Annotated in this window: 16 protein-coding genes and 1 pseudogene; 7 read left to right on the forward strand and 10 right to left on the reverse strand. The window is 56.1% G+C overall.

Features of this window, described 5'->3' with window-relative positions:
- Positions 1-489: 489 nt before the first annotated feature.
- The 3 genes and pseudogenes from ACA048_RS00075 to ACA048_RS00085 form a co-directional block, all read left to right on the forward strand.
- A pseudogene (locus ACA048_RS00075) lies at positions 490-916 on the forward strand (hypothetical protein); the annotation flags it as partial.
- 495 nt (positions 917-1,411) lie between these two features.
- Positions 1,412-6,580, forward strand: a complete 5,169-nt coding sequence (locus ACA048_RS00080; protein ID WP_497627433.1) for a Tc toxin subunit A — start codon at positions 1,412-1,414, stop codon at positions 6,578-6,580.
- Between the two features lie 182 nt (positions 6,581-6,762).
- Complete coding sequence (locus tag ACA048_RS00085) at positions 6,763-10,332, forward strand: Tc toxin subunit A-related protein (RefSeq protein WP_497627434.1); 3,570 nt, start codon at positions 6,763-6,765, stop codon at positions 10,330-10,332.
- Between the two features lie 42 nt (positions 10,333-10,374).
- Here the strand turns inward: ACA048_RS00085 and ACA048_RS00090 are convergent, their stop codons facing one another.
- The 5 genes from ACA048_RS00090 to glyQ all read right to left on the reverse strand — a co-directional run bounded on the left by ACA048_RS00090 (position 10,375) and on the right by glyQ (position 15,813).
- The gene (locus ACA048_RS00090) at positions 10,375-11,088 is read right to left on the reverse strand and encodes a CatB-related O-acetyltransferase (protein ID WP_497627435.1); all 714 of its coding nucleotides are present in this window, start codon (positions 11,086-11,088) and stop codon (positions 10,375-10,377) included.
- Positions 11,089-11,406: 318 nt separating this feature from the next.
- Entirely contained in the window at positions 11,407-12,186 is a 780-nt protein-coding gene (locus tag ACA048_RS00095; protein ID WP_497627436.1) for a lysophospholipid acyltransferase family protein, read from the reverse strand.
- Between the two features lie 78 nt (positions 12,187-12,264).
- On the reverse strand, positions 12,265-12,804 hold the full coding sequence (gmhB, locus tag ACA048_RS00100) for a D-glycero-beta-D-manno-heptose 1,7-bisphosphate 7-phosphatase (RefSeq protein WP_452629019.1): 540 nt from the start codon (positions 12,802-12,804) through the stop codon (positions 12,265-12,267).
- Between the two features lie 4 nt (positions 12,805-12,808).
- Entirely contained in the window at positions 12,809-14,863 is a 2,055-nt protein-coding gene (gene glyS / locus ACA048_RS00105) for a glycine--tRNA ligase subunit beta (protein WP_497627437.1), read from the reverse strand.
- Positions 14,860-15,813: a glycine--tRNA ligase subunit alpha gene (gene glyQ, locus ACA048_RS00110; protein ID WP_008155694.1), complete on the reverse strand. Its 954-nt coding sequence runs from the start codon at positions 15,811-15,813 to the stop codon at positions 14,860-14,862. Before glyQ ends, glyS begins: the two co-directional genes overlap by 4 nt.
- 81 nt (positions 15,814-15,894) lie before the next feature.
- On the opposite strand from glyQ, the gene tag reads away from it, so the two are divergent.
- From tag to ACA048_RS00125, 3 genes are all read left to right on the forward strand, one after another.
- A complete protein-coding gene (gene tag, locus ACA048_RS00115; RefSeq protein ID WP_497627438.1) occupies positions 15,895-16,452 on the forward strand; it encodes a DNA-3-methyladenine glycosylase I in 558 nt (185 codons plus the stop codon).
- Between the two features lie 40 nt (positions 16,453-16,492).
- Entirely contained in the window at positions 16,493-17,380 is an 888-nt protein-coding gene (locus ACA048_RS00120; RefSeq protein ID WP_140665263.1) for a lysophospholipid acyltransferase, read from the forward strand.
- 147 nt (positions 17,381-17,527) lie between these two features.
- On the forward strand, positions 17,528-17,731 hold the full coding sequence (locus ACA048_RS00125) for a PilZ domain-containing protein (RefSeq protein ID WP_497627439.1): 204 nt from the start codon (positions 17,528-17,530) through the stop codon (positions 17,729-17,731).
- A 36-nt stretch (positions 17,732-17,767) separates the two neighbouring features.
- Here ACA048_RS00125 and ACA048_RS00130 read toward each other — a convergent pair whose 3' ends face one another.
- The 5 genes from ACA048_RS00130 to def form a co-directional block, all read right to left on the reverse strand.
- The gene (locus ACA048_RS00130; protein WP_497627440.1) at positions 17,768-18,082 is read right to left on the reverse strand and encodes a tetratricopeptide repeat protein; all 315 of its coding nucleotides are present in this window, start codon (positions 18,080-18,082) and stop codon (positions 17,768-17,770) included.
- Positions 18,083-18,252: 170 nt separating this feature from the next.
- Positions 18,253-19,626 (reverse strand): Trk system potassium transporter TrkA, encoded by a 1,374-nt coding sequence (gene trkA, locus ACA048_RS00135; RefSeq protein WP_497627441.1) that lies wholly within the window; start codon positions 19,624-19,626, stop codon positions 18,253-18,255.
- Between the two features lie 21 nt (positions 19,627-19,647).
- The gene (gene rsmB, locus ACA048_RS00140; RefSeq protein WP_497627442.1) at positions 19,648-20,958 is read right to left on the reverse strand and encodes a 16S rRNA (cytosine(967)-C(5))-methyltransferase RsmB; all 1,311 of its coding nucleotides are present in this window, start codon (positions 20,956-20,958) and stop codon (positions 19,648-19,650) included.
- A complete protein-coding gene (gene fmt, locus ACA048_RS00145; protein WP_497627443.1) occupies positions 20,955-21,914 on the reverse strand; it encodes a methionyl-tRNA formyltransferase in 960 nt (319 codons plus the stop codon). Before fmt ends, rsmB begins: the two co-directional genes overlap by 4 nt.
- Before the next feature lie 70 nt (positions 21,915-21,984).
- Positions 21,985-22,491: a peptide deformylase gene (gene def / locus ACA048_RS00150; protein ID WP_497627444.1), complete on the reverse strand. Its 507-nt coding sequence runs from the start codon at positions 22,489-22,491 to the stop codon at positions 21,985-21,987.
- A 165-nt stretch (positions 22,492-22,656) separates the two neighbouring features.
- Between def and ACA048_RS00155 the strand changes: the two genes are divergently transcribed.
- Positions 22,657-23,682 (forward strand): LysM peptidoglycan-binding domain-containing protein, encoded by a 1,026-nt coding sequence (locus ACA048_RS00155; RefSeq protein ID WP_497627445.1) that lies wholly within the window; start codon positions 22,657-22,659, stop codon positions 23,680-23,682.
- Positions 23,683-23,695: the final 13 nt, after the last annotated feature.

Here is a 23,695-nt window from a genome sequence, read left to right on the forward strand (position 1 = left end):
GATTACACGCTGACTTTTAAATTGTGGGTTGTAGACCAAGTCGAAAAAGGCGAGCCGAGTTTTATAGTGGGTACGAGAAGCGCTAAATTGAAGTCTGTATTGATCAGCCATTTCTCGGAGAGGTCCCGTACGTTAGGAACGTAGCCCCTGATCTGACTTGCTTTCCGCCTATTACAGGAGAACTCAAAGTTATCTTGGGTGGGTGATCGAAGAGGGGTACTTGCATGAGGAACGAGTTAGCGTTTCAGAGGTCATTGGCGAAGTGAAAATCACAATCGAAGACGAGAACCTCGGACGATTGCCTTCTAACCAGCTGGCGATGCCAAGTGGTATGACCGTTCACAAGTATTTCGCCAACCTCGATCCCTACATGGTGGACGAAGCTCGCTTGGGTCGGCATGTAGCGAAAAAAAATCACCGTGCGGTCACGGGAATGCGCCGTGTCCCCCTCCATCACAGCCAGAAGGCCACGATGGCAAAACGGTATGAATCGACCCCACCGCACTTCGCGCAACCAGAGCCTCATCAGGCGCCGGGAAAAAAGGGGGCCTGAAGAACCGCAAGACCAAGCCCTCGGACGCAGCCGGGGCGGCCTGACGACCAATCCACATGCTGTCGATGGCTGCTGGCCGACAAGGGCTATGACGCCGAAGCCTTGCGCCGTTACTGCGAACGTTATCGGATGCCGCCAGCGATCCCTTTGCAAAGCATGAGGCGAAAGCCACGACCGGGTTTGCCCAGGCTGTTTGATCGCCCCCAATATCGACAGCGCAACATCATCGAGCGCATGTTCGGATGGCTGAAGGATAACCGCCGCAACGTTACACGCTTCGACAAGCTCGCGAAAACTTTTGCGGCGATGGTCACATTGGTTTGTGCCATGCGGTGTTTGCAACTTTACTTTTCGTACAGAGCCTAGTGCGCAGCCTGCTCCCAGACGCCGTCCTAGTTGTATTTCGAAACCAGTGCTGTGCGCGCGGTGCATCACGATCGGCAAAAAAGGCGAGGAAGTCCTTTCACCACTTATTAATAATAATGTGTTACTGCATGTTGTTTGCGTTTTTTTGAATAATCACTGAGTGTGAAATCAGACTTTAGAGGAAGAATCCTTGCTTTACCATTGCGCGCATTTATAGTGGAAAAATCGTGTTGTTGGATATCGTTACTTACATGGAGCCATGAGCACTCACCGAATATTTATAGGTCATCTTCCAAAACGCAGAACTAGAAATATGCGGCTTGCAGTCATATAGGCTCTTAGCTATTCCCAGCTGTGGTTAGTTGTCTTGGTTTGTACTTGTCGAATCAGAATGACAAGCACCGTAACAGGCAGCAGGTCTGATCAATGCACTGCAATAAGCAGTTGGTGATTGTTTCGTGGTAATCCAAGTCAATCCAGATGGAGAGCGTTATGCAAAAAATAATACAGCCGTTATTCAGTACAGAGTCCTCAAACGAAGATACTATGCAACGACTCAGTGAGGCGGGGTATACATCAGTTTTCGACATTGTTCGTCAGCCGAAAATGGCGTTCTGTCAGCAACTTTCGGTGTTGCCATCTGAGCAAGCCCAGAAAATTCATGCACTGGCCACGCAGAGAGTGGAAAGCCTAAATAGCATTATTCGAACTTATCGTTCGCGTAATGAACCCATCCTGCAAACGATTCCCAAGCTAGGAATTAATCCATCACCCCAGACGCTTTCCGATGCTTTGGGACGTTCATTAGGCGGAGCACTTGACTTCGACGATTTGTTTACTGAGCGTTCCGCAGATGGGTATGCGGATGCCGCCTCGATTCAATCATTGTTCTCCCCTGGGCGCTATCTGACCGAGCTGTATACGATTGCCAAGGGCTTGCACCTGCCGCAAAGCCCGTTGAACATCGACAGGCGTCGGCCCGATATCAAAACACTGACTCTGAGCGAAGATAACATGCTGAAAGAGGCTTCCACCCTCGGCATTTTGATTGATGTTCTGATCTCGGGCATGAGGAGGGCCAATCCCGGCGCCACGTTGGCTTCGCTGGAAACCACCTACTTCCCGATGACGCTACCGTACCATGACAACCTGGTTCAAATTCGTACGACGTTGAAATCGAAAAGTTCTTCTCTTCAACAAGTCTGGGCCATTCTGCACGACGATCAGGCACTGGCCTTTAGTCCCCTTCAGAGTGCCGTACATACCGTTTCCCGCGTCACGACACCGTCTCCTGCGGCACGAGAAGAACTGTTAATGACTCCAGCGACTTATCAACTTCTGGTAGGGCCGGATGCAAGCGCAGAAACTATCAAGGAACATTACGATCTCGATAGCGACGTGATCCACGACGAACTCAAGCTCGTGTCCACGTTCACTGCTCAGACTGGGTTGACCGTCAATCAACTGCTCCATATGACCGGCCAGGTTGATTCGCAATCGTCAACCGAGACAGAACAAAAAACCAGTCGATACTTCAAGTTTGGCGTCAAGAATGCTGTTCCGGTGACTGAGTTTGGACAGTCCTATCTTTCCACGAGCGGTGAGACCAGAACTCCGCTATTGGTTATTCCTGGTCTAACTGTAACAGCGCCGGCCGAGCTGAAACTAGACAGTGGAAACGCAGTATTGCTCGCAGACCGGGCAGAGCGGCTCATTCGTTTACAGCATCAGGTCAAGCTTGAGTTTTATCAGCTTGATTGGTTGATTAAAAATGCCAACCTGGCATATAGCTCGAACCGCGCCAATGAACTGTTGCTCGATACCCCCATTCTTGAGGCGATTGCCGAGTTTCAGCGTCTGAATGAGGTTTACAGCCTCTCGGCGGACGCATTTACCTGTTTTATTGGGGACATGAACAGCCATGCGCCTCAGTACGCGCAGAGCCTCTATCGACAAGTATTCACGTCGAAAACAGATGGCAGGACGGTGCCGCTGGAGGTGCTCGTGAACTTTGATCCCCAGGCTGGCGATGCCAATGCAAGCCTTATTGCCGGTAGTCTGGGCGTCTCGGCAAATGAATTGTTCACCATGGCGAAGTTGACCTTTAGTCAACCGACGATCGCCGACTGGAGTACCCAGGCAGCGGCTAAGCTCTACCGGCAAGCGATGATCCCCAAAATGCTCGGCATCACCTACTCCCAAGCTGTACGGCTATGGAACATGCTGACTCCCGACAGGGATATGGCGGAGGTGCTGGCGGGTACGCCAACGCTGGAGACCCTGACGCTGATTCAGCGAACCGAAGCGGTGTTACTTTGGATGGCGAACCACAATTTGGCCATTGATGACAGTTTCAGCCTGATCACCGATCAATACAGTCAAAACGTCACCCCTGAGTTGTACAACTTTGTCGATAATATCTACACCACGTTTGCCACTGACCCTGACGCAAACAGATCGTTGTCGGAGGGATTTCGTCAGAAGCTATTTAAACTCATTTCTGCCGCATTTAAGGTCAAATCCAATGTCATGGCGAGCTTGATTGACTGGCTCGATGACACCTTCAAGACTTGTGGTGCAACGCCTGTCCCTTACGGACTGGCCGACTTCTGGAGGGAGATTAACGAGCTGTTTAATAGTGGGGCGCTATCGTTTTTCGATGAGCTGCACAATTATCCCGATATCGCTCGTTACAGCCAGGCCATGGGGCAATATGCCTTGATCGCGCAATGGGCAAATCTGACCGAGCAGGACTTGGGTCTTATCACGGTTGAAGCGCCCGACCTGAAACTCTTGTTCTTTATTTCCCGCCTCAAGGAATGGCAGCAACGCATTGTCGTGCCAGAAGCGGAAGCCATGAGCTACTTCAAGTACGCCAATCAACCCGATCAGACGATAGCCTTCGCCACAGAGATGCTGGCGCGTATTCAGGGTTGGGACTTGGATGCGACCCGTGAAATGAATAACACGCTGGTTAGTCGAGGTGCATACGGGGCCTTTCCGACAACCTTCGCACATCTTTCCCAGTTAGAAGCCTCGATGCAGGTCAGTTTGCAAAGTGGACTAGGCAGTGCGCTTATCCATAGCCTCTACGTGATGTCGCTTGAACAACTGAATGCCGAAAGCTCCTCCCTGATCCAGACGGTTGCTGAAGCCTGCGCTGCCATGCTGTCATCTGCTGACGGCGTTACCACGGGTACAGCACCTATCGCCAAAGATGTCCGGGTGATGGGTGAGGCAATCGTGGATAGCGAACTGACGGGGAGTTATACCTACGTCGATACAGAGGGTGATGAGCAAGGTGTGCCACTCTTTTTCTGGTATCGGGCAGGAGGCCATGGCGGTGGCGCGACGGGGATTATTACAGGGGCAAACAGCAGTACCTACCGCCTGACGGTGGAGGACGAAGGTGCAACCCTTCAATTTTCTGTCACTCCCGTTGCAACGTCGGGAATGCCAATCATGGGGAGCGAGCAAAGATCCGCGGCAACCGCAATCATTGCGCCGAAACCAGGGTCTGCGCCGCAGGCGAATGAAGTGCAAATATCGGGTATCCAAAAAGTCGGTGTGACCCTCACCGGTACCTATACCTACTTCGACCCTGACGACGATGAGCCGGGGGAAACTATCTTCCAGTGGTCTCGGACAGGGGGCCACGGTGGTGGCGCCCCGGGGGATATTGCGGGCGCAATCAATGAGACTTACACCGTGACAGTCGCAGATGAAGGCGCGACCCTTACGTTTTCGGTTACCCCAAAAGCACTTACCGGAACACCTGTGGTTGGCGGGGTGGGAACCGCAACAACCGGGACTATTGCCGCGAGGGATGGATTGCCACCAGAAGCCCGCGACGTGTCAATCAGTGGTCGTGCACAAGTGGGCGAGATCCTTGGCAGTGCCTACACCTACGTTGATGACGACGGCGATCCGGAAGGAAATACCACCTTCCAATGGTATCGGAATAATCAAGCTATTGACGGGGCAACGCTACAGACCTATCAACTGATATCGGATGACTTGGGCGCCACCCTGCAATTCAGGGTCACTCCAAAAGCCAGAACCGGAAACCCAAGTACAGGCGATCAGGTTGCCTCGCCGTTGACTGAAAGCGTTGTACAGGGCCACGCTCCCGAGGCCCAGAGTGTGAATATATATGGTTGCCCGCGAGTGGGTGAGACGCTCACCGGTACCTATTGGTACGTTGATATCGACAACGACAAGGAGGGCGCAACTCGATTCCAATGGTTGCGGGCAGGCGGCCATGGGGGCGGTACCCCTGGGGCTATTGAAGGCGCGACACAACAGACTTACACCGTGACCGCTGCAGATGAGGGCGCAATCCTTGCGTTTTCGGTCACCCCAGTCGCCCTTACCGGGACACCAAGGGACGGCGAGGTAAAAGTGGCTGCGACCCCACCGATTGCAGCCAAAAAAGGGTCAGCACCGATGGCCCAGAACGTGTCTATCAGTGGTTACATGCAAGTGGGTGAGACCCTCACCGGTACCTACGAGTACGTGGATAACGACAACGATCTGCAGGGGGCGAGCACCTTCCAATGGTTTAAACGCCATGGCAGTGACGCCGATGAGGCTATTGAGGGAGCCACTGAACAAACCTACGTACTGAGAGAGGAGGACTTGGGCGCCACCCTGCAATTTGCGGTCACACCAATTGCTCAAACCGGAATGCCCAATGTGGGCGCAGAGCGTATATCCGCACCCACTGAAATTGTTAAGCGCGGTTATCCTCCCCAAGCCCAAAACGTGTCTATCAGTGGTTGCGTGCAAGTGAGAGAAACCCTCACCGGTACATACGAGTACGTGGATAACGACAACGATCTGCAGGGGGGAACCAGCTTTCAATGGTATCGGGTTGGTGTCAATGCCGGAGCTATTGCAGGGGCAACGCAACGGACCTATGTACTGACAGAGGAGGACTTGGGCGCCACTCTGCAATTTGAGGTTACTCCAAGAGCGCTAACTGGAACGCCCGACACAGGCCCAAGGCAAAAATCAGCAGCCACCGTAGTCGTTGTCGAGGGTCGTGCGCCCACATGTAGTGTTCTGGTTCAGGGTATCGCGCGAGTGGGTGAGGTCCTTGTTGGCAGCTACGATTACCACGACGATAACGCCGACCAAGATGGGGGAACCCGCCTCCAATGGTGCCGGACTGCAAACGATGGCAGCCCCGAGGAAGTGATTGAGGGCGCGACGCAACCGGTCTACACCGTGACAGCGCAAGATCTGGGCAAAAGCATTGTATTGGCCGTCACGCCAATTGCCCTTACGGGGACGCCGAGCCAGGGTGCAACGCAAAAATCAGTACCCACTGCAAGCGTGGTACTGGGGCAGCCACCGCAAGCCAGGGCCGTCATGATACAGGGCATCCCTGAAGTGGGTCAGACGCTAATTGGTACTTATATATATCTTGATCATGACCAGAACCTGGAAGGTGCAACACGGTTTCGCTGGCGCATGAAGTCCCTATGTACGCCTGATTGTGGTTGGGTGGACATTGAGGGGGAAACAGGCGAACAGCTTCTTCTGATGGATGCCTATTTCGGCCATGTTGTTGCATTTTGTGTGACCCCCGTGTCGTTAACCGGGGCTCCTGATACAGGCACTGAAGTGTGTGCTTACTCACCCCTGATCGGTCGCTAATCGCAGGGATTAAATGGGGCCGCCGATCGTTGGCCAGAGAGTGGCGATCGGCAGTTATATCTAATTAGCCCGTTAGCACTGGATACACACAGGATCTAAATTCTCTGCTGTTATCCGGATATTCGCTGAAACCTCGTTTCCAACATTTTAATTGGTGGATACCTATCGCCACGGAGTTTATTATGAGTAATCAAGTAGCAATTAATTCGCTTCAAGAAGCTCGGCGCGATGCGCTGGTCACCTACTACATAGCTAAATCCATTCCTGACGAATTCATTGAAGAAGATGTAAAGTTATCCGAGAGAATCAAGACGGCAGATGACCTCTTTGAATACCTGTTGATCGACACCAAAATCAGTGCGCAGGTCACGACCTCCTTGGTCGCCGAGGCGACTTATAGTGTCCAAATGTATATTAACCGCTGCCTCAGTGGTTATGACCCTGATGTGGATAACACTACTGACTCGACCATGGTCACTGAATCGCAGTCAGGTGGGTTTCTCTATGACTGGAGCAACTACAATCAAGTGTATTCGACTTGGGCCGGCAAAGAGCGTTTGCAGTATTACCCGGAGACCTATCTGGATCCGACGCTGCGCTACCGGAAAACTGAGCTTTTCAAGTCCTTGGAGGAGACCCTCAATCAAGGACGAATCAGTACCGATCGCATTGAAAAGGGGTTTCAGCAATACATGCTGGGATTTGAAACCATTGCAAATCTTGAAGTCATCAGTGGTTATCAAGCCGGAAGTAACCGCTCGGCGGAAAGTGAAGATGTACTTTATTTTATCGGTCGAACAAAAAACTCTCCGCATGACTATTATTGGCGCTCTTGTAATATGGCTGCGCGCGATAGTAATACCAATAGATCAGGTAGTGCCTGGTCACAATGGCTGAAAATCACTGCGCCGACCACCGAGGCATTGGGGGGCAAGGTAAGGATCTGCTGGTATAATGATCGTTTATTTGCTTGCTGGATCAGCCGCACAGAGACTGGCTACAATGATCCTGATCCGCTCTATTCTTTCAAGGCGAATATCTGGTATTTGCAAAATGATGGCGTGTGGGTTTCCTCCCGGCAACAAGCACTTTCTGGAGAACCGAGAAATTTCGCGTTGATCCACGACGTTGATAACGATGAAGTAAGGCTTTATCTTGACTATGCCGGGACGTGGGAAAATTTAAATGCGGTTTTTCATGACTCAATGAGCTTGTCGGATACTCTACCGTCGAGCGAATCGCCCATTGTAATGCCCAGGCCGATATTTTATATCGATGGTGGCAAACTTATGCTGGATGCTGAAGAGGCAATCCAAACTTCCCAAGGCTCCGATAATGCCCGATCCGCGCAGGCCTCTACGGTTTCCTCAATAGCATATTTAGAAACTGATACCGCGCGGCCCTTCATGAGCCGACTGCTGAACGACGGTATTAGCGGCCTGTTGGCCTATGAGACACAAACCAGCTCCCTTGAATCCAACCCCTCCCGAGCCATCGACTTCAACGGTGCCTATGGACTGTATTTCTGGGAAATTTTCTTTCACTCCAGTTTTCTGATCGCCAATCGTTTTCTGAACGAACAAAACTATCCCGAGTCAGCACGTTGGTACCAATACATTTTTGCGCCAACGGGGTTCCGAAATGCTGATGGCGAGCTTGCAATGCTAGAGGATGAAGTTCGTTACTGGAACGTAGCGCCGTTACAGCAAGACCCCAAGTGGAACGACACTGTCCCGCCGACAGTCGACCCTGATGTGATCGCGATGAACGATCCCATGCACTACAAGCTGGCAATCTTCCTCAATTCGGTGAACCGACTGATTGAGCAAGGTGACAGTGCTTATCGACAATTGCAGCGCGATTATCTGGCACAGGCCAAGATGTGCTATCTGCAAGCCTCACAAATGCTCGGACCACGTCCGGTGATCAACTACACCAACAGCTGGCCTGACCCGACACTTGGTGAGGCGGCCGTGATTGTAGACCACCATTTTGTTCGCGAGCATTCGGGCCCGCCAGACTCAGTGTCCACTCAGTTGGCTCGCCAGGTACAGGCATACCTGACTGAAACCAATGGGCATTTCCTGCCGCCGTATAACGATGACCTGCTGATGTATTGGGACAAGCTGGAGGTGCGCTTTTACAACCTGCGGCATAACCTCAGCCTGGATGGTCAGCCACTGTCGTTGCCGCTCTATGCCGAGCCGGTATCGCCTAGCGATTTACAACGCCAGCACGGTACAGGCAACGACGCGGGGGGGAGCTCGGTGTCGAATAACGCTCTGGTGAGCCCGTTCCGCTTCGTGGTGTTGCTGGATAAGGCACGGACCGCAGTGAACAGTGTCATTCAGTTTGGCTCATCGCTGCAAAATACGTTGGAGCGTCGCGACAACGAGAACATGACCTTGTTGATGCAATCGCAGCAACAGCAAATTCTCGGTTTAACCCGGGACATGCAGTCGAACAACGTGCTCGCATTGCAGAATGGTCTCCAGGCGCTGCAACAAAGCTTGAATGGGGCAAAAACGCGGCTTTCGTATTACAGCAATCTGTACAACAACTGGATTTCCAGCAGCGAACAGGCGGCCATGGATTTGCGCGTGACGGCGGGGGCGCTCAACGTCGCTGCAACGATTCCCATGGCGATCGGTGCTGCTGTAGAAATAGCCCCTAACACCTTTGGTTTTGCCTGTGGCGGTTCAAGATGGGGAGGTATTGCGCGATCGGTGGCGTTCGGGATACAGGGAGCGGCAACCGCGCTTGAAACTTCGGCCCAGCGCCTTGATATCAGTGAGCAGTATCGCCGTCGGCGCGACGACTGGCAGATCCAGCGGGACAACGCCAGCAGTGAAATCGCTTCGCTGGAGGCGCAAATCAAGTCGCAAAGCCAACAAATCACCATGGCGCAAAAACAACAGGCTCTGACCCGGCAGGAGCTGGCTAATCTGCAAGCGGTTTATAGCCTGCAGACCACCCGCTTTACAGGACTGGAACTGTACAACTGGATGAGCGGACGGCTGTCATCGCTTTACTACCAACTCTACGACGCCACCTTGTCGCTGTGTTTGGCAAGCAGGAACGCCTTGGCTCGTGAAATCGGGGCTGAGCGTGCGGGTAACCTGTTCAGCGCACCAATGTGGAACGACCTATATCAAGGGTTGTTGGCCGGTGAAGGGTTGATGCTAGAGCTGCAAAAGCTGGAAAACACCTATCTGAAAGACGATTTGCGCGGCCTGGAGATTCAGGCAAGCGTGTCGCTCAATGCACAGATCACGGCTGCCAGCAGTAACACCAGTTTTGGGGCGATGCTGAGTTCGGTATTGAATGATGAGGGGGCTACCGGTCCTGTAGGCGGGGTGAGCATGTCCATGGTGGACACCAATAAGCTGGTCATTACCCTTGATCTCAGTGCGCTGTCCTTGAACACGGATTACGGTTCCACGGAAAAAACAGGGCGTCTGAAAAATATCAGTGTGACCCTGCCGGCTTTGCTCGGTCCTTACCAGGATGTGAAGGCAACATTAGGGTTGGGTTCAACGTACGTAGCGTTGTCACGGGGGCTAGACGATTCGGGGTTGTTCGTCGTCGATTTCAACGACTCGAAATACCTGCCCTTCGAAGGGGAGCCTACGGGCAGTGGGACTCTGACCTTGACGTTCTTCAAGGCCGATGCAACGGGCAGCCAACGCGCGCTGGCCGAAAGCCTGGTCGATGTCATCTACCGGATCCAGTACACCCTCAAAGACTACTGATGCTCTGATGTCAAGCCGTGCTCTTTAGATGAGCACGGCGATTTACAGCGAGGGCAGAACGCTGCACGTTTTACGTGTGATTTGAATCTGCTGATAGTTAGCACGACTTTCTTCAGCCCTATCGGCTAACAGAGCTAACGTGGCCTGAGGATTATTCAACGGTAACGTCTTGAGCATCTCGACATCACAATCCCACCACTGGCTACTGATCAGTTCTTCAATTAGCTCAGGCGCATGCCGATACTTGACGACTTTTGCAGGGATCCCGGCAACGATCGCATAGGGTGGCACATCATGGGCAACCAAAGCGCGGGTTGCGATAATTGCACCTGTGCCGACTGTGACCCCTTCCAGGATCATTGCACTGTGCCCAATCCAGACATCGTGCCCAATCGTAACCTGAGCAACCTCGGGATCGTAAGTCAGGGCCGTATCGGTGTACTGAAAAGGATGTGAACTGAGCCAGTCTGACGGATGTGAACTCTTTTGCTGTCCGATAAAACAGCCGCTGCCAATGGAGCAGAATCGGCCAATAGAGGAGACTGCTGAGAGGACGCAGTCACTTCTGATATAGGTATGAGCACCGATTCCCAGTTTTTTTGATTCTATGACCACATACCCGAGAGATACCCCCTCTTCCAGTGTCAGCGTCGATCTCTTGTACAACGACAACACACCGCCTGCCACTTTGCATTTATGCCTACGAATCCATTTCTTCCAATAATGATTTCGAAGGGTATCGATTATTTTTTTCATAAGAATTTATTCAGACATCCGTTATAGGGTAACCATCGCCCTATGAGCCAATCGCCGAGTCTAAATGAATCGGCGCAGGAGATGAAATTTAAGACCTGCGCCAAAACGAGCACGGCCACGCCATAGTCCATAGCCTGGAAAACCGCAAATCGAGGGCATAAAAAAACCGGCTATATCAGCCGGTTTTTTTGCGCCCTGAAAAACTTATGCACCATTTTCGACGTTTTATGTGTTTAAGAAATATGTATATAAATCATTATCTTACAAAACAAAAACGCTGCTTTTCGAAAAAACGGTACACAGGTTATCCACAGAATCTCAGACAGCCACTTGATCATTGGCGGTCGGTGCCGCCGGAGCGGCCGGCAGCGAGCCCATTTCCCGTTGCATCTGCTCGTTCCAGGCTTGCACCCGATCGTTCAGATCGGCAATGGCGCGGGGCCCGCTACCCTCGGCGTACATCGGTGCGCCGATGATCACGGTGATGACACCTTGCTTCTTCGCCCAACCGGTTTTTGGCCAGAATTTGCCGGCATTGTGCGCAATCGGCAGCACCGGAAGCGCGGCGTTGACGGCCAATGCGGTGCCACCGCGTGAGAACTTGCCGACCGTGCCAAAAGGAACACGAGTCCCCTCAGGGAAAATCAGCACCCAGACACCATCCTTTAGAAGTTCATCGCCCTTCTTTGCCACGTGCTTGAGCGCGGCTTTCGGATTGTCGCGGTCGATGGCGATGGGTCGCAACATGGCCATGGCCCAACCGAAGAACGGTACATACAGCAATGAACGCTTGAGTACCTGGCTCAATGGTTCGAAGTAAGCGGAGAGAAAGAACGTCTCCCACGTGCTCTGGTGGTTCGACTGAATCACGCAGGGCTGGTCAGGCACGTTCTCGGCACCCTTCACTTCGTAGCTGATGCCCAGAAACACTTTGCTCAGCCACAAGGCGCATCGGCACCAGTACACGTTGATGAAGCGATAACGCGCCTTGAACGGCAGAAACGGCGCGATGAAAAAGCTCAGGCTGCACCAGAGCAATGAGCTGGTGCCCAGCAGAAGGTAAAAGAGGAAGGTTCTGATGGCCTGCAGTATCGACATGGTGACGTTTACCGTGCGGGCTCTGCCCGTCTATAAGCGCACTCCCGATCAGTCCTTAATCGGAACAATCGAAGCACTTTAATTGTGGATAAGTTCTGCGGCAATCGCCGCCAGATCGTCAAAAATCAAGGTGCCTACCGGTAGGGACTTGCCCAACGTCTTTTCGCCTTTCCCGGTCTTTACCAAAACTGGCTGTGAATCGACGGCTTTGGCGGCTTCCAGGTCACCAAGGCTGTCGCCAACGAACCAAAGATTGGTCAGCGACACGTTGTAATGCTCGGCAATGGTTTTCAACATCCCGGGTTTCGGTTTGCGGCAATCGCAGCCTTCGTCCGGCCCGTGTGGGCAGTAGACGATCAGCCCGACTTCACCGCCCTGCTCTGCCACCAACGAGCGCAAGCGCTCGTGCATGGCGTCCAGGGTGGCAATGTCGTAATAGCCGCGAGCAATGCCCGACTGGTTGGTAGCGACCGCTACCGTCCAGCCGGCCTTGCTCAACTGCGCGATGGCTTCGATCGAACCGGGGAGTGGAATCCACTCCTCCACCGACTTGATGTAAGCGTCGGAGTCGTAATTGATCACCCCGTCGCGATCGAGAATCAGCAGTTTCAACAGCAGCCCCTTAACTCAGCAGCGAAATATCAGCGACGCCGAGGAACAGCCCACGCAGACGCGCGAGCAAGGCATAACGGTTGGCGCGAACCTTGGCGTCTTCCGCGTTGACCATCACTGCTTCGAAGAACGCATCCACCGGCTCGCGCAAGGCAGCCAGGCGGGCCAGCGATTCGCTGTACTGACGCGCAGCAGCCATTGGCTGGACGGCCTGGTCAGCCTGCTGGATCGCCGAGTACAGGGAGAACTCGTTGGCATTGTCGAAGTACTTGGCTTCAACCACCGTCGGAACGGAGCCTTCGACCTTGCTCAGCAAGTTCGATACGCGCTTGTTCACGGCGGCCAGGGCAGCGGCTTCCGGCAATTTGCGGAAGGCCTCTACTGCCTGTACGCGCTGGTCGAAGTCCAGCGCCGAACCTGGCTTCAGGGCACGAACCGACAGGTAGGTTGCCACGTCGACGCCTTCGTCTTCGTAACGGGCACGCAGACGGTCGAAGATGAACTCCAGCACGGCGTCGTTCAGGCCGGCAGCCTTGACCTTGGCACCGAATGCATTCACGGCGAAGGCCACGGCATCGTTCAGGTCGAGTTCAAGCTTCTTGTCGATCAGGATGCGCAAAACACCCAGCGCTGCACGGCGCAGGGCATACGGGTCTTTGCTGCCGGTTGGCAGCATGCCGATACCGAAAATCCCCACCAGCGTGTCGAGCTTGTCGGCGATGGCCACGGCCGCACCGGTCAGGGTGGTCGGCAGTTCAGCGCCAGCACCGCGCGGCATGTATTGCTCGTTCAGCGCCAGGGCGACTTCTTCCGGCTCGCCGTCATTGAGGGCGTAGTAGTAACCGGCGACGCCTTGCATCTCCGGGAACTCACCGACCATTTCGGTCGACAGGTCGCACTTGGACAGCAGGCCGGCACGGGAAGCCCATGCCGCGTTGCCGCCAATGCGTTGTGCAATGAACGCGGCCAGTTTGGAAACGCGTTCGGCCTTGTCGTAAACGCTGCCGAGTTTTTCCTGGAACACCACGTTTTGCAGGCGCAGGTTGAAGTCTTCGAGTTTCTGCTTCTTGTCTTGCTTGAAGAAGAACTCGGCGTCGGTCAGGCGTGGGCGAACCACTTTCTCGTTACCGGCGATGATCTGCTGCGGGTCTTTGCTTTCGATGTTGGCCACGGTAATGAAACGTGGCAGCAACTTGCCGTCGGCATCCAGCAGGCAGAAGTACTTCTGGTTGTCCTGCATGGTGGTGATCAGTGCTTCTTGCGGCACATCGAGGAAACGCTCTTCGAACGAGCACACCAGCGGCACTGGCCATTCAACCAGCGCGGTCACTTCGTCGAGCAGCGCCGGCGGAACAATCGCCGTGCCTTCCTGACGGGTGGCCAGTTCTTCGGTGCGCTTGCTGATGATGTCGCGACGCTCGTTGGCATCGGCCAACACATAAGCGGCACGCAAGTCGGCCAGGTAATTGGCCGGCGAGGTGATGCGCACGTTTTCCGGGTGGTGGAAGCGGTGACCACGGGAATCACGGCCAGCCTTCTGGGCGAGGATGGTGCAGTCGATGACCTGGTCACCGAGCAGCATCACCAGCCACTGGGTCGGACGAACGAATTCTTCCTTGCGAGCGCCCCAACGCATGCGTTTCGGGATCGGCAGGTCGTTCAGCGAATCTTCGACGATGGTCGGCAGCAGACTCGACGTTGGCTTGCCGGCGATGCTTTGGCTGTAACGCAGTTTCGGGCCGCTCTGATCGATTTCGCTCAGTTCAACACCGCATTTCTTGGCAAAACCCAGTGCCGCCTGGGTCGGGTTGCCTTCGGCATCGAATGCAGCCTGACGTGGCGGTCCATCCAGGTTAATGCTGCGATCCGGTTGCTGGGTGGCCAGCGAAGTAATCAGCACCGCCAGGCGACGTGGCGCGGCGTAGACGGTTTTGGTCTCGTAGTTCAGGCCGGCGGCTTGCAGGCCCTTGTCGATACCGGCGAGGAATGCCTCGGCCAGGGTGTTCAGGGCTTTGGGTGGCAGTTCTTCAGTGCCCAGTTCAACCAGAAAATCCAGAGCACTCATTGTGCAGCCTCCAGCTTGGCCAGTACTTCATCACGCAGGTCCGGGGTCGCCATCGGGAAGCCCAGCTTGGCGCGAGCCAGCAGATAGGCTTGCGCAACGGAACGCGCCAGGGTGCGAACACGCAGAATGTATTGCTGACGCGCGGTCACCGAGATCGCCCGGCGCGCATCCAGCAGGTTGAAAGTATGGGAGGCCTTCAACACCATTTCGTAGCTCGGCAACGGCAGCGGCTGGTCGAGTTCGATCAGGCGCTTGGCTTCGCTTTCATAGAAGTCGAACAGTTCGAACAGCTTCTCGACGTTGGCGTGTTCGAAGTTGTAGGTCGACTGCTCCACTTCGTTCTGGTGGAACACGTCGCCGTAGGTGACTTTGCCCATCGGGCCATCAGCCCAGACCAGGTCGTAGACCGAATCCACGCCTTGCAAGTACATGGCCAGACGCTCGAGACCGTAAGTGATCTCGCCGGTCACCGGGTAGCATTCGATGCCGCCCGCTTGCTGGAAGTAAGTGAATTGCGTCACTTCCATGCCATTGAGCCAGACTTCCCAGCCCAGGCCCCAAGCGCCGAGGGTTGGCGATTCCCAGTTGTCTTCGACGAAGCGAATGTCGTGGACCAACGGGTCCAGGCCGACATGCTTGAGGGAGCCCAGGTACAGTTCCTGGAAGTTGTCCGGGTTCGGCTTCAGTACCACCTGGAACTGGTAGTAGTGCTGCAGACGGTTCGGGTTTTCGCCGTAGCGGCCGTCAGTCGGGCGACGACTGGGCTGCACATAAGCGGCGTTCCAGGTTTCCGGGCCAATGGCGCGCAGGAATGTGGCAGTGTGGAAAGTGCCGGCGCCTACTTCCATATCGTAGGGCTGAAGTACCACACAACCTTGCTCGGCCCAGTATTGCTGGAGGGCGAGGATCAAGTCTTGGAAGGTACGCACGGCTGGCGTAGGCTGGCTCACGAAATTCACCTGTTTCTTGGGCTGCGATTTAAAGAGCGGGAGTATACCCGATTCATTGCTGCGCACGCCCCCTGGAGCCTTATGCCACGCTGCTTTTGGTGTTCCGAAGATCCGCTGTACATGGCTTATCACGACCAGGAGTGGGGCACGCCGCTACGCGATGCGCAGGGATTGTTCGAGTTGCTTTTGCTCGAAGGGTTCCAGGCCGGCCTCTCCTGGATCACGGTCTTGCGTAAACGGGAGCGTTATCGTGAGGTGCTGTTCGGCTTCGACGTACAGCGTGTGGCACAGATGAGCGATGCGGAAATCGATGAATTGATGCTCGATCCAGGCATCATCCGTAACCGCCTCAAACTCAATGCCGCCCGACGCAACGCCCAGGCCTGGCTGGCGCTGGAGGACCCGGTGGAGTTTCTCTGGTCCTTCGTCGGCGGCAAGCCTGTGATCAATCATTTCAAGGACCGCAGCGAAGTGCCGGCCGTGACGCCGACCGCCGTGGAGATGAGCAAAGGCCTGAAAAAGGCCGGTTTTACGTTCGTCGGACCGACGATTTGTTATGCGCTGATGCAGGCCTCGGGCATGGTCATGGATCACACCCGCGATTGCGATCGCTACGCGACCCTGGCGAACGGCGGTTAGAATAGCCGCCTCGTGCACAGCACAAAATCAGGAGTGACCTGTGGATAAGTTTAAAGGCGCCTTGCTGGTAGGCGCTCTACGGCTGTTTGCCCTGCTCCCGTGGCGGGCAGTGCAAGCGGTTGGCTCGGCGATTGGCTGGGTCATGTGGAAAACCCCGAATCGTTCCCGAGACGTGGTGCGGATCAACCTCGCCAAGTGTTTCCCCGAGATGGACCCGGCCGAGCGTGAGCGTCTGGTGGGCCAGAGCCTGAAAGACATCGGCAAGTCCCTGACCGAAAGCGCCTGCGCCTGGATCTGGCCGGCGCAGCGCTCCATTGATCTGGTGCGTGAAGTCGAAGGCCTCGATGTGTTGAAGGACGCCCTCGCCTCTGGCAAAGGTGTCGTGGGTATCACCAGCCACCTGGGCAACTGGGAAGTGTTGAACCACTTCTATTGCAACCAGTGCAAACCGATCATTTTCTACCGGCCACCGAAGTTGAAGGCTGTGGATGAATTGCTGCGCAAACAGCGGGTGCAATTGGGCAACCGGGTGGCGGCTTCCACCAAGGAAGGCATCCTCAGCGTCATCAAGGAAGTGCGCAAAGGTGGTGCAGTGGGCATTCCGGCTGACCCGGAACCGGCCGAATCCGCCGGGATCTTCGTACCCTTCTTCGCCACCCAGGCGCTGACCAGCAAGTTCGTGCCGAACATGCTCGCGGGCGGCAAAGCGGTCGGCGTGTTCCTGCATGCGCTGCGGTTGCCGGACGGTTCGGGTTACAAAGTTATCCTCGAAGCGGCGCCAGAGGCCATGTACAGCACCGACACCGAGACGTCCTGCGCGGCCATGAGCCAAGTGGTCGAGCGTTATGTGCGGGCATATCCAAGCCAGTACATGTGGAGCATGAAGCGCTTCAAGAAGCGGCCACCGGGCGAAGAACGCTGGTATTGACATAAATGGCACGATCTGTGGATAACCCTGACCTGTAGGAGCAAGGCTTGCCCGCGATAGCGTCCTCGATATCGCAAAAAGCTTCGCGGGCAAGCCTTGCTCCTACAGACAACGTTATCCACAACTGTTCATTAAAGGGCGCAGCAGATGTCCGAACACCGCAAATCGTTTCGCATCAAAATCAGTCATGAAAGCTTCGGCGAATGCCTGGGCCAGACACGCAACCTTTCACCCACGGGCGTCTACGTCAAGCATCCGGGCTTGTCGTCGTTACCTAAAGGCGCGGTGGTGTACGGGCAGGTGCAGGACTTGCCTACAGGTGCGCCGCGTGTGCGCATGGAAGTGATTTAGGTGGATGGCGAAGGGATAGGCCTGCGTTATCTCTGATCAGTGAGCGTTGCGCTCGAGTTTCTTCAGGAACACCGTCATCTCTTTTTCTGCCTGCTTGTCGCCATGGGCACGGGCAGCTTGCAGACCTAGTTCCCACGCCTGACGGGCGGCGGGGAAATCCTCCCGCGCCAGGTAGGCCTTGCCCAACAGCTTCCAGGCCGCTGAATACTTCGGATCGAATTCGACGCAACGCTGGAAATGCTCGGCAGCCTTGGCGTTTTCCCCAAGATCCAGGTAACCCTTGCCCAAACCGAAGCGTAGTAGCGAGTTATCCACACCCTTGGCGAGCATTTTTTCCAGGGATTCGAGCATTGGGTGGATTCCTTCTAGAGGTTGGTCAGTTTCAAGATAGCCATCGCGAGCAGGCTCACTCCCACAATGGATGTCTGCCGCATACAAAATTTGTATCCGCTGACGATCAACTGTGGGAGCGAGACCGGCTTGCCGGCGATGAGGCCAGACCGGCCACCGCAGGTTCTGGATCAGAAGAAGCTCAACCCCACATGAAACAGCTTCTCCACATCCCGGATATGCTTTTTATCCACAAGGAACAAAATCACATGGTCGCCGGCTTCGATCACCGTATCGTCATGCGCAATGATCACTTCCTCATCACGAATAATCGCGCCAATCGTCGTACCCGGCGGTAAACCGATGTTCTCGATGGCCTTGCCAATCACCTTGCTCGACTTCGCATCGCCATGGGCAATTGCCTCAATAGCCTCCGCCGCGCCGCGGCGCAATGAGTGCACGCTGACGATATCGCCACGGCGCACGTGGGCCAGTAAGGTACCGATGGTCGCCAGTTGCGGGCTGATGGCGATGTCGATGTCGCCGCCCTGAATCAAATCAACGTACGCCGGGTTGTTGATGATCGTCATCACCTTCTTCGCGCCCAGGCGCTTGGCCAGTAGCGAGGACATGATGTTGGCTTCGTCATCGTTGGTCAGGGCCAGGAAGATATCCGCGTCGGCGATGTTCTCTTCCATCAGCAAGTCGCGGTCGGAGGCACTGCCTTGTAACACCACGGTGCTGTCGAGGGTGTCCGAGAGATGGCGGCAGCGAGCCGGGTTCATCTCGATGATCTTCACCTGGTAGCGGTTTTCGATGGCCTCGGCCAGACGCTCACCGATCTGCCCGCCCCCGGCAATGACGATGCGTTTGTAGGTTTCATCCAGCCGGCGCATTTCGCTCATCACCGCGCGAATATTCGCCTTGGCGGCGATGAAAAACACTTCGTCGTCCGCCTCGATGACGGTGTCACCTTGCGGCAGAATCGGCCGGTCACGGCGGAAAATCGCGGCGACGCGGGTTTCGACATTTGGCATGTGTTCGCGTAGTTGCCGCAGTTGCTGACCCACCAGCGGTCCGCCGTAGTACGCCTTCACCGCGACCAACTGCGCTTTGCCTTCGGCGAAGTCGATCACCTGCAAGGCGCCCGGATGCTCGATCAGGCGCTTGATGTAGTTGGTCACCACTTGTTCCGGGCTGATCAGCACATCGACCGGGATTGCGTCGTTATCAAACAATTCGGAGCGTGTGAGGTACGCCGCTTCGCGTACGCGAGCGATTTTGGTCGGCGTGTGGAACAGCGTGTGGGCAACCTGACAGGCCACCATGTTGGTTTCGTCGCTGTTGGTCACGGCCACCAGCATGTCGGCGTCGTCCGCGCCGGCCTGGCGCAGCACTGTCGGCAGTGAGCCGCGGCCCTGCACAGTGCGGATGTCCAGCCGATCACCGAGGTCGCGCAGGCGTTCGCCATCGGTGTCGACCACCGTGATGTCATTGGCTTCGCTGGCCAAATGTTCTGCCAGCGAACCGCCGACCTGCCCCGCACCGAGGATGATGATTTTCATCCAGTCACTCCATTCAATCCGTTAACCGCGCGCGGCGGCAATCTTGATCAGCTTGGCGTAGTAGAACCCGTCGTGACCGCCTTCCTGGGCCAATAACTGGCGACCGTGAGGTTGCTTGATGCCGGCCGCCGTGGCGAGGTCCAGTTCACGCGCACCCGGCGTACGGGCGAGGAACGCTTCAATGACTTCGGTGTTTTCAGTCGGCAACGTGGAACACGTGGCGTAGAGCAGAATCCCGCCAACCTCCAGGGTTATCCACATAGCATCGAGCAATTCGCCCTGAAGCACTGCGAGCGCGGCGATGTCGTCGGGCTTGCGCGTCAGTTTGATGTCCGGATGACGACGGATGACGCCTGTGGCCGAGCACGGCGCATCCAGCAGGATGCGCTGGAACGGCTTGCCGTCCCACCAGACGGCAGTGTCACGCCCGTCGGCGGCGATCAGTTCGGCGCTCAATTTCAGGCGTTCGAGATTTTCTCGCACCCGCACCAGACGCTTGGCTTCAAGGTCCACCGCCACGACACCGGCCAGTTTTGGCTCGGCTTCAAGGATGTGGCAGGTTTTGCCGCCCGGTGCGCAGCAGGCATCGAGCACTCGTTGGCCCGGCGCCAGGTCGAGCAGGTCGGCAGCCAGTTGGGCCGCCTCGTCCTGCACGCTGATCCAGCCTTCTGCGAAGCCCGGCAGGCTGCGCACGTCGGCGGCGGCCTCAAGGATGATGCCGTCCTGACTGTAAACGCACGGCATCGCGGCGATCCCGGCTTCGGTCAGTAAGCCAAGGTAGGCGTCGCGAGTGTGGTGGCGACGATTGACCCGCAGAATCATCGGCGGATGCGCGTTGTTTGCCGCGCAAATGGCTTCCCACTGCTCGGGCCAGAACGCTTTCAGTGATTTTTGCAGCCAGCGTGGGTGGGCGGTGCGCACCACCGGATCGTGTTCAAGCTCGGCCAGCAACGCTTCGCTTTCACGCTGGGCGCGGCGCAACACGGCGTTGAGCAAGGCTTTGGCCCAAGGTTTTTTCAGCTTGTCGGCACAACCAACGGTTTCGCCGATGGCGGCATGGGCCGGAACACGGGTGTAGAGCAGTTGATAGAGGCCGACCAGCAGCAGCGCCTCGACATCGGCATCCGCCGCTTTGAATGGCTTTTGCAGCAACTTGGCCGCCAGCGCCGACAAACGTGGCTGCCAGCGTGCAGTGCCGAACGCCAGGTCCTGAGTGAAGCCGCGATCGCGGTCTTCAACCTTGTCCATTTGGGTCGGCAGGGAACTGTTGAGCGAGGCTTTTCCGTTAAGAACAGCGGCGAGTGCCTTGGCGGCGGCCAGACGCGGGTTCATTGAGCGTCCGCCGCTTGACCGAGCACAGTGCCGACGGCGAATTTCTCACGACGGCTGTTGAACAGATCGCTGAAGTTCAGCGCCTTGCCACCGGGCAATTGCAGACGGGTCAGGCACAAGGCCTGCTCACCGCAAGCGACGATCAAGCCGTCCTTGCTGGCGCTGAGAATTTCCCCTGGCGCGCCCTTCCCTTCGGCGAGGCTCGCGGCCAGCACTTTCAGCGCTTCGCCGTTCAGCGTGCTGTGGGTAACCGGCCATGGGTTGAAGGCGCGAACCAGACGTTCCAGCTCGATAGCCGGACGATTCCAGTCGACGCGCGCTTCGTCCTTGTTCAATTTGTGAGCATAAGTGGCGAGGCTGTCGTCCTGCACTTCGCCTTCCAGCGTGCCAGCGGCGAGACCGGCAATCGCCTGAATCACGGCCGGTGGGCCCATCTCTGCCAGACGATCATGGAGGCTGCCGCCGGTGTCTTGCGCGCTGATCGGCGTGGTGACTTTGAGCAGCATCGGCCCGGTGTCCAGGCCCAGTTCCATGCGCATCACGGTCACGCCGCTTTCACTGTCGCCCGCTTCGACGGCGCGCTGGATCGGCGCCGCCCCGCGCCAGCGTGGCAGCAGGGACGCGTGGCTGTTGATGCAACCCAGGCGCAGAATATCCAGCACCGCTTGCGGCAGGATCAGGCCGTAGGCGACCACCACCAGCAAGTCTGGCTTGAGCGCGGCCAGTTCAGCCTGAGCGTCTTCGTTGCGCAGGGTTGGCGGCTGCAACACCGGGATGTTGTTTTCCAGTGCGAGTTGCTTGACCGGACTCGGCATCAGCTTTTGCCCACGGCCCGCCGGACGGTCCGGCTGGGTGTAAACCGCGACGATCTCGTAAGGGCTGTCGAGCAGGGCCTTGAGGTGTTCGGCGGCGAATTCCGGGGTCCCGGCAAAGACGATGCGCAGTGGCTCAGTCATGTAAAACTCTCATTTACAAAGCAGTCGCAAAAGAAAAAGGCTTGCCGCAGCAAGCCTTTGAAGGAGGGCATCAAGCGTTCTGGCGATGGAGCTTTTCCAGTTTTTTCTTGATTCGGTCGCGTTTGAGACTGGACAGGTAGTCAACGAACAATTTGCCGTTCAGGTGGTCGCATTCATGCTGGATGCACACGGCGAGCAGGCCTTCGGCGATCAGTTCGTAAGGCTGGCCGTTGCGGTCCAGGGCCTTGACCTTGACCTTCTGTGGGCGATCGACGTTTTCGTAGAAGCCCGGCACCGAGAGACAGCCTTCCTGATACTGCTCCATCTCGTCGGTCAGGGTTTCGAACTCGGGGTTGATGAACACCCGTGGTTCGCTGCGGTCTTCGGAGAGGTCCATCACTACGATACGTTTGTGCACGTTGACCTGGGTCGCGGCGAGGCCGATGCCTGGCGCTTCATACATTGTTTCAAACATGTCATCGACCAACTGACGTACTTCGTCGTCCACTACGGCCACAGGTTTGGCGATAGTACGCAGGCGCGAGTCGGGGAATTCGAGGATGTTTAAAATGGCCATAAGCTTGATTGCTGCACGTGTGAGGGAAGTCGGGTCGATGGCCTGGCGGGTCCGCAGGCTACCGTTGTGAAGCGTAGCTTCCTTTTCTTTTTGGTAAAGAGTCAGGAGCGAGCCACGAGGGCTCTGGCGTTTCACGCGAACGCACATAATAAAGGGATTCACTGCATGAGGAAATCACTACTCGCCTTGCTCCTTCTGGCCTCGGCCGGTCTGGCGCACGGGCAAGTGCAACTCAAGGAAGGTTTTCCACAGCAATACACAGTGGTTGCGGGGGACACACTCTGGGACATTTCCGCTAAATACCTGCGCCAGCCGTGGCAATGGCCCGAGCTGTGGCAGGCCAATTCGCACATCGAAAACCCTGATCTCATCTACCCCGGCGACTCGCTGTCGCTGGTCTACGTCAACGGCCAGCCGCGCTTGACCCTCAATCGCGGCGCCTCGCGCGGCACCATAAAGCTCTCGCCACGTGTGCGCAGCTCGCCGGTGGCCGATGCCATCCCGAGCATTCCGCTGCGTTCGATCAACAGTTTCTTGCTGAACAACCGCATCGTCGACAAGGTCGAGGATTTCGACAAGGCGCCCTATGTCGTGGCCGGCGATGCCGAACGTGTGCTGAGCGGCACCGGAGACCGCATCTTCGCGCGCGGCCATTTCGATCCAGATCAGCCGGGTTACGGGATCTTCCGTCAGGGCAAGATCTACACCGACCCCGAGACCCAAGAGTTTTTGGGGATCAACGCCGATGACATCGGTGGTGGCGAAATTGTTGCCACTGAAGGCGATGTCGCGACCCTCGCCTTGCAGCGCACGACGCAGGAAGTGCGTCTCGGCGACCGTTTGTTCAGTGGTGAGGAACGGTCGATCAACTCGACCTTCATGCCCAGTGCGCCGAAAACACCGGTTAACGGGTTGATCATCGATGTACCGCGCGGCGTGACGCAAGTTGGCGCTCTGGATGTGGTCACGCTGAACAAGGGGCAACGTGATGGCTTGGCCGAAGGCAACGTACTGGTGGTGATGAAAACCGGCGAAACCGTGCGCGACCGGATCACTGGCCAGCCGCTGAAGATCCCCGATGAGCGGGCCGGATTGCTCATGGTTTTCCGCACCTACGACAAGCTCAGCTACGGTCTGGTACTTAATGCTTCGCGCTCGCTGGCCGTCATGGACAAAGTGCGAAATCCGTAAGTCGGCTCCACAA

This window comes from Pseudomonas sp. LBUM1659 (assembly GCF_059716045.1).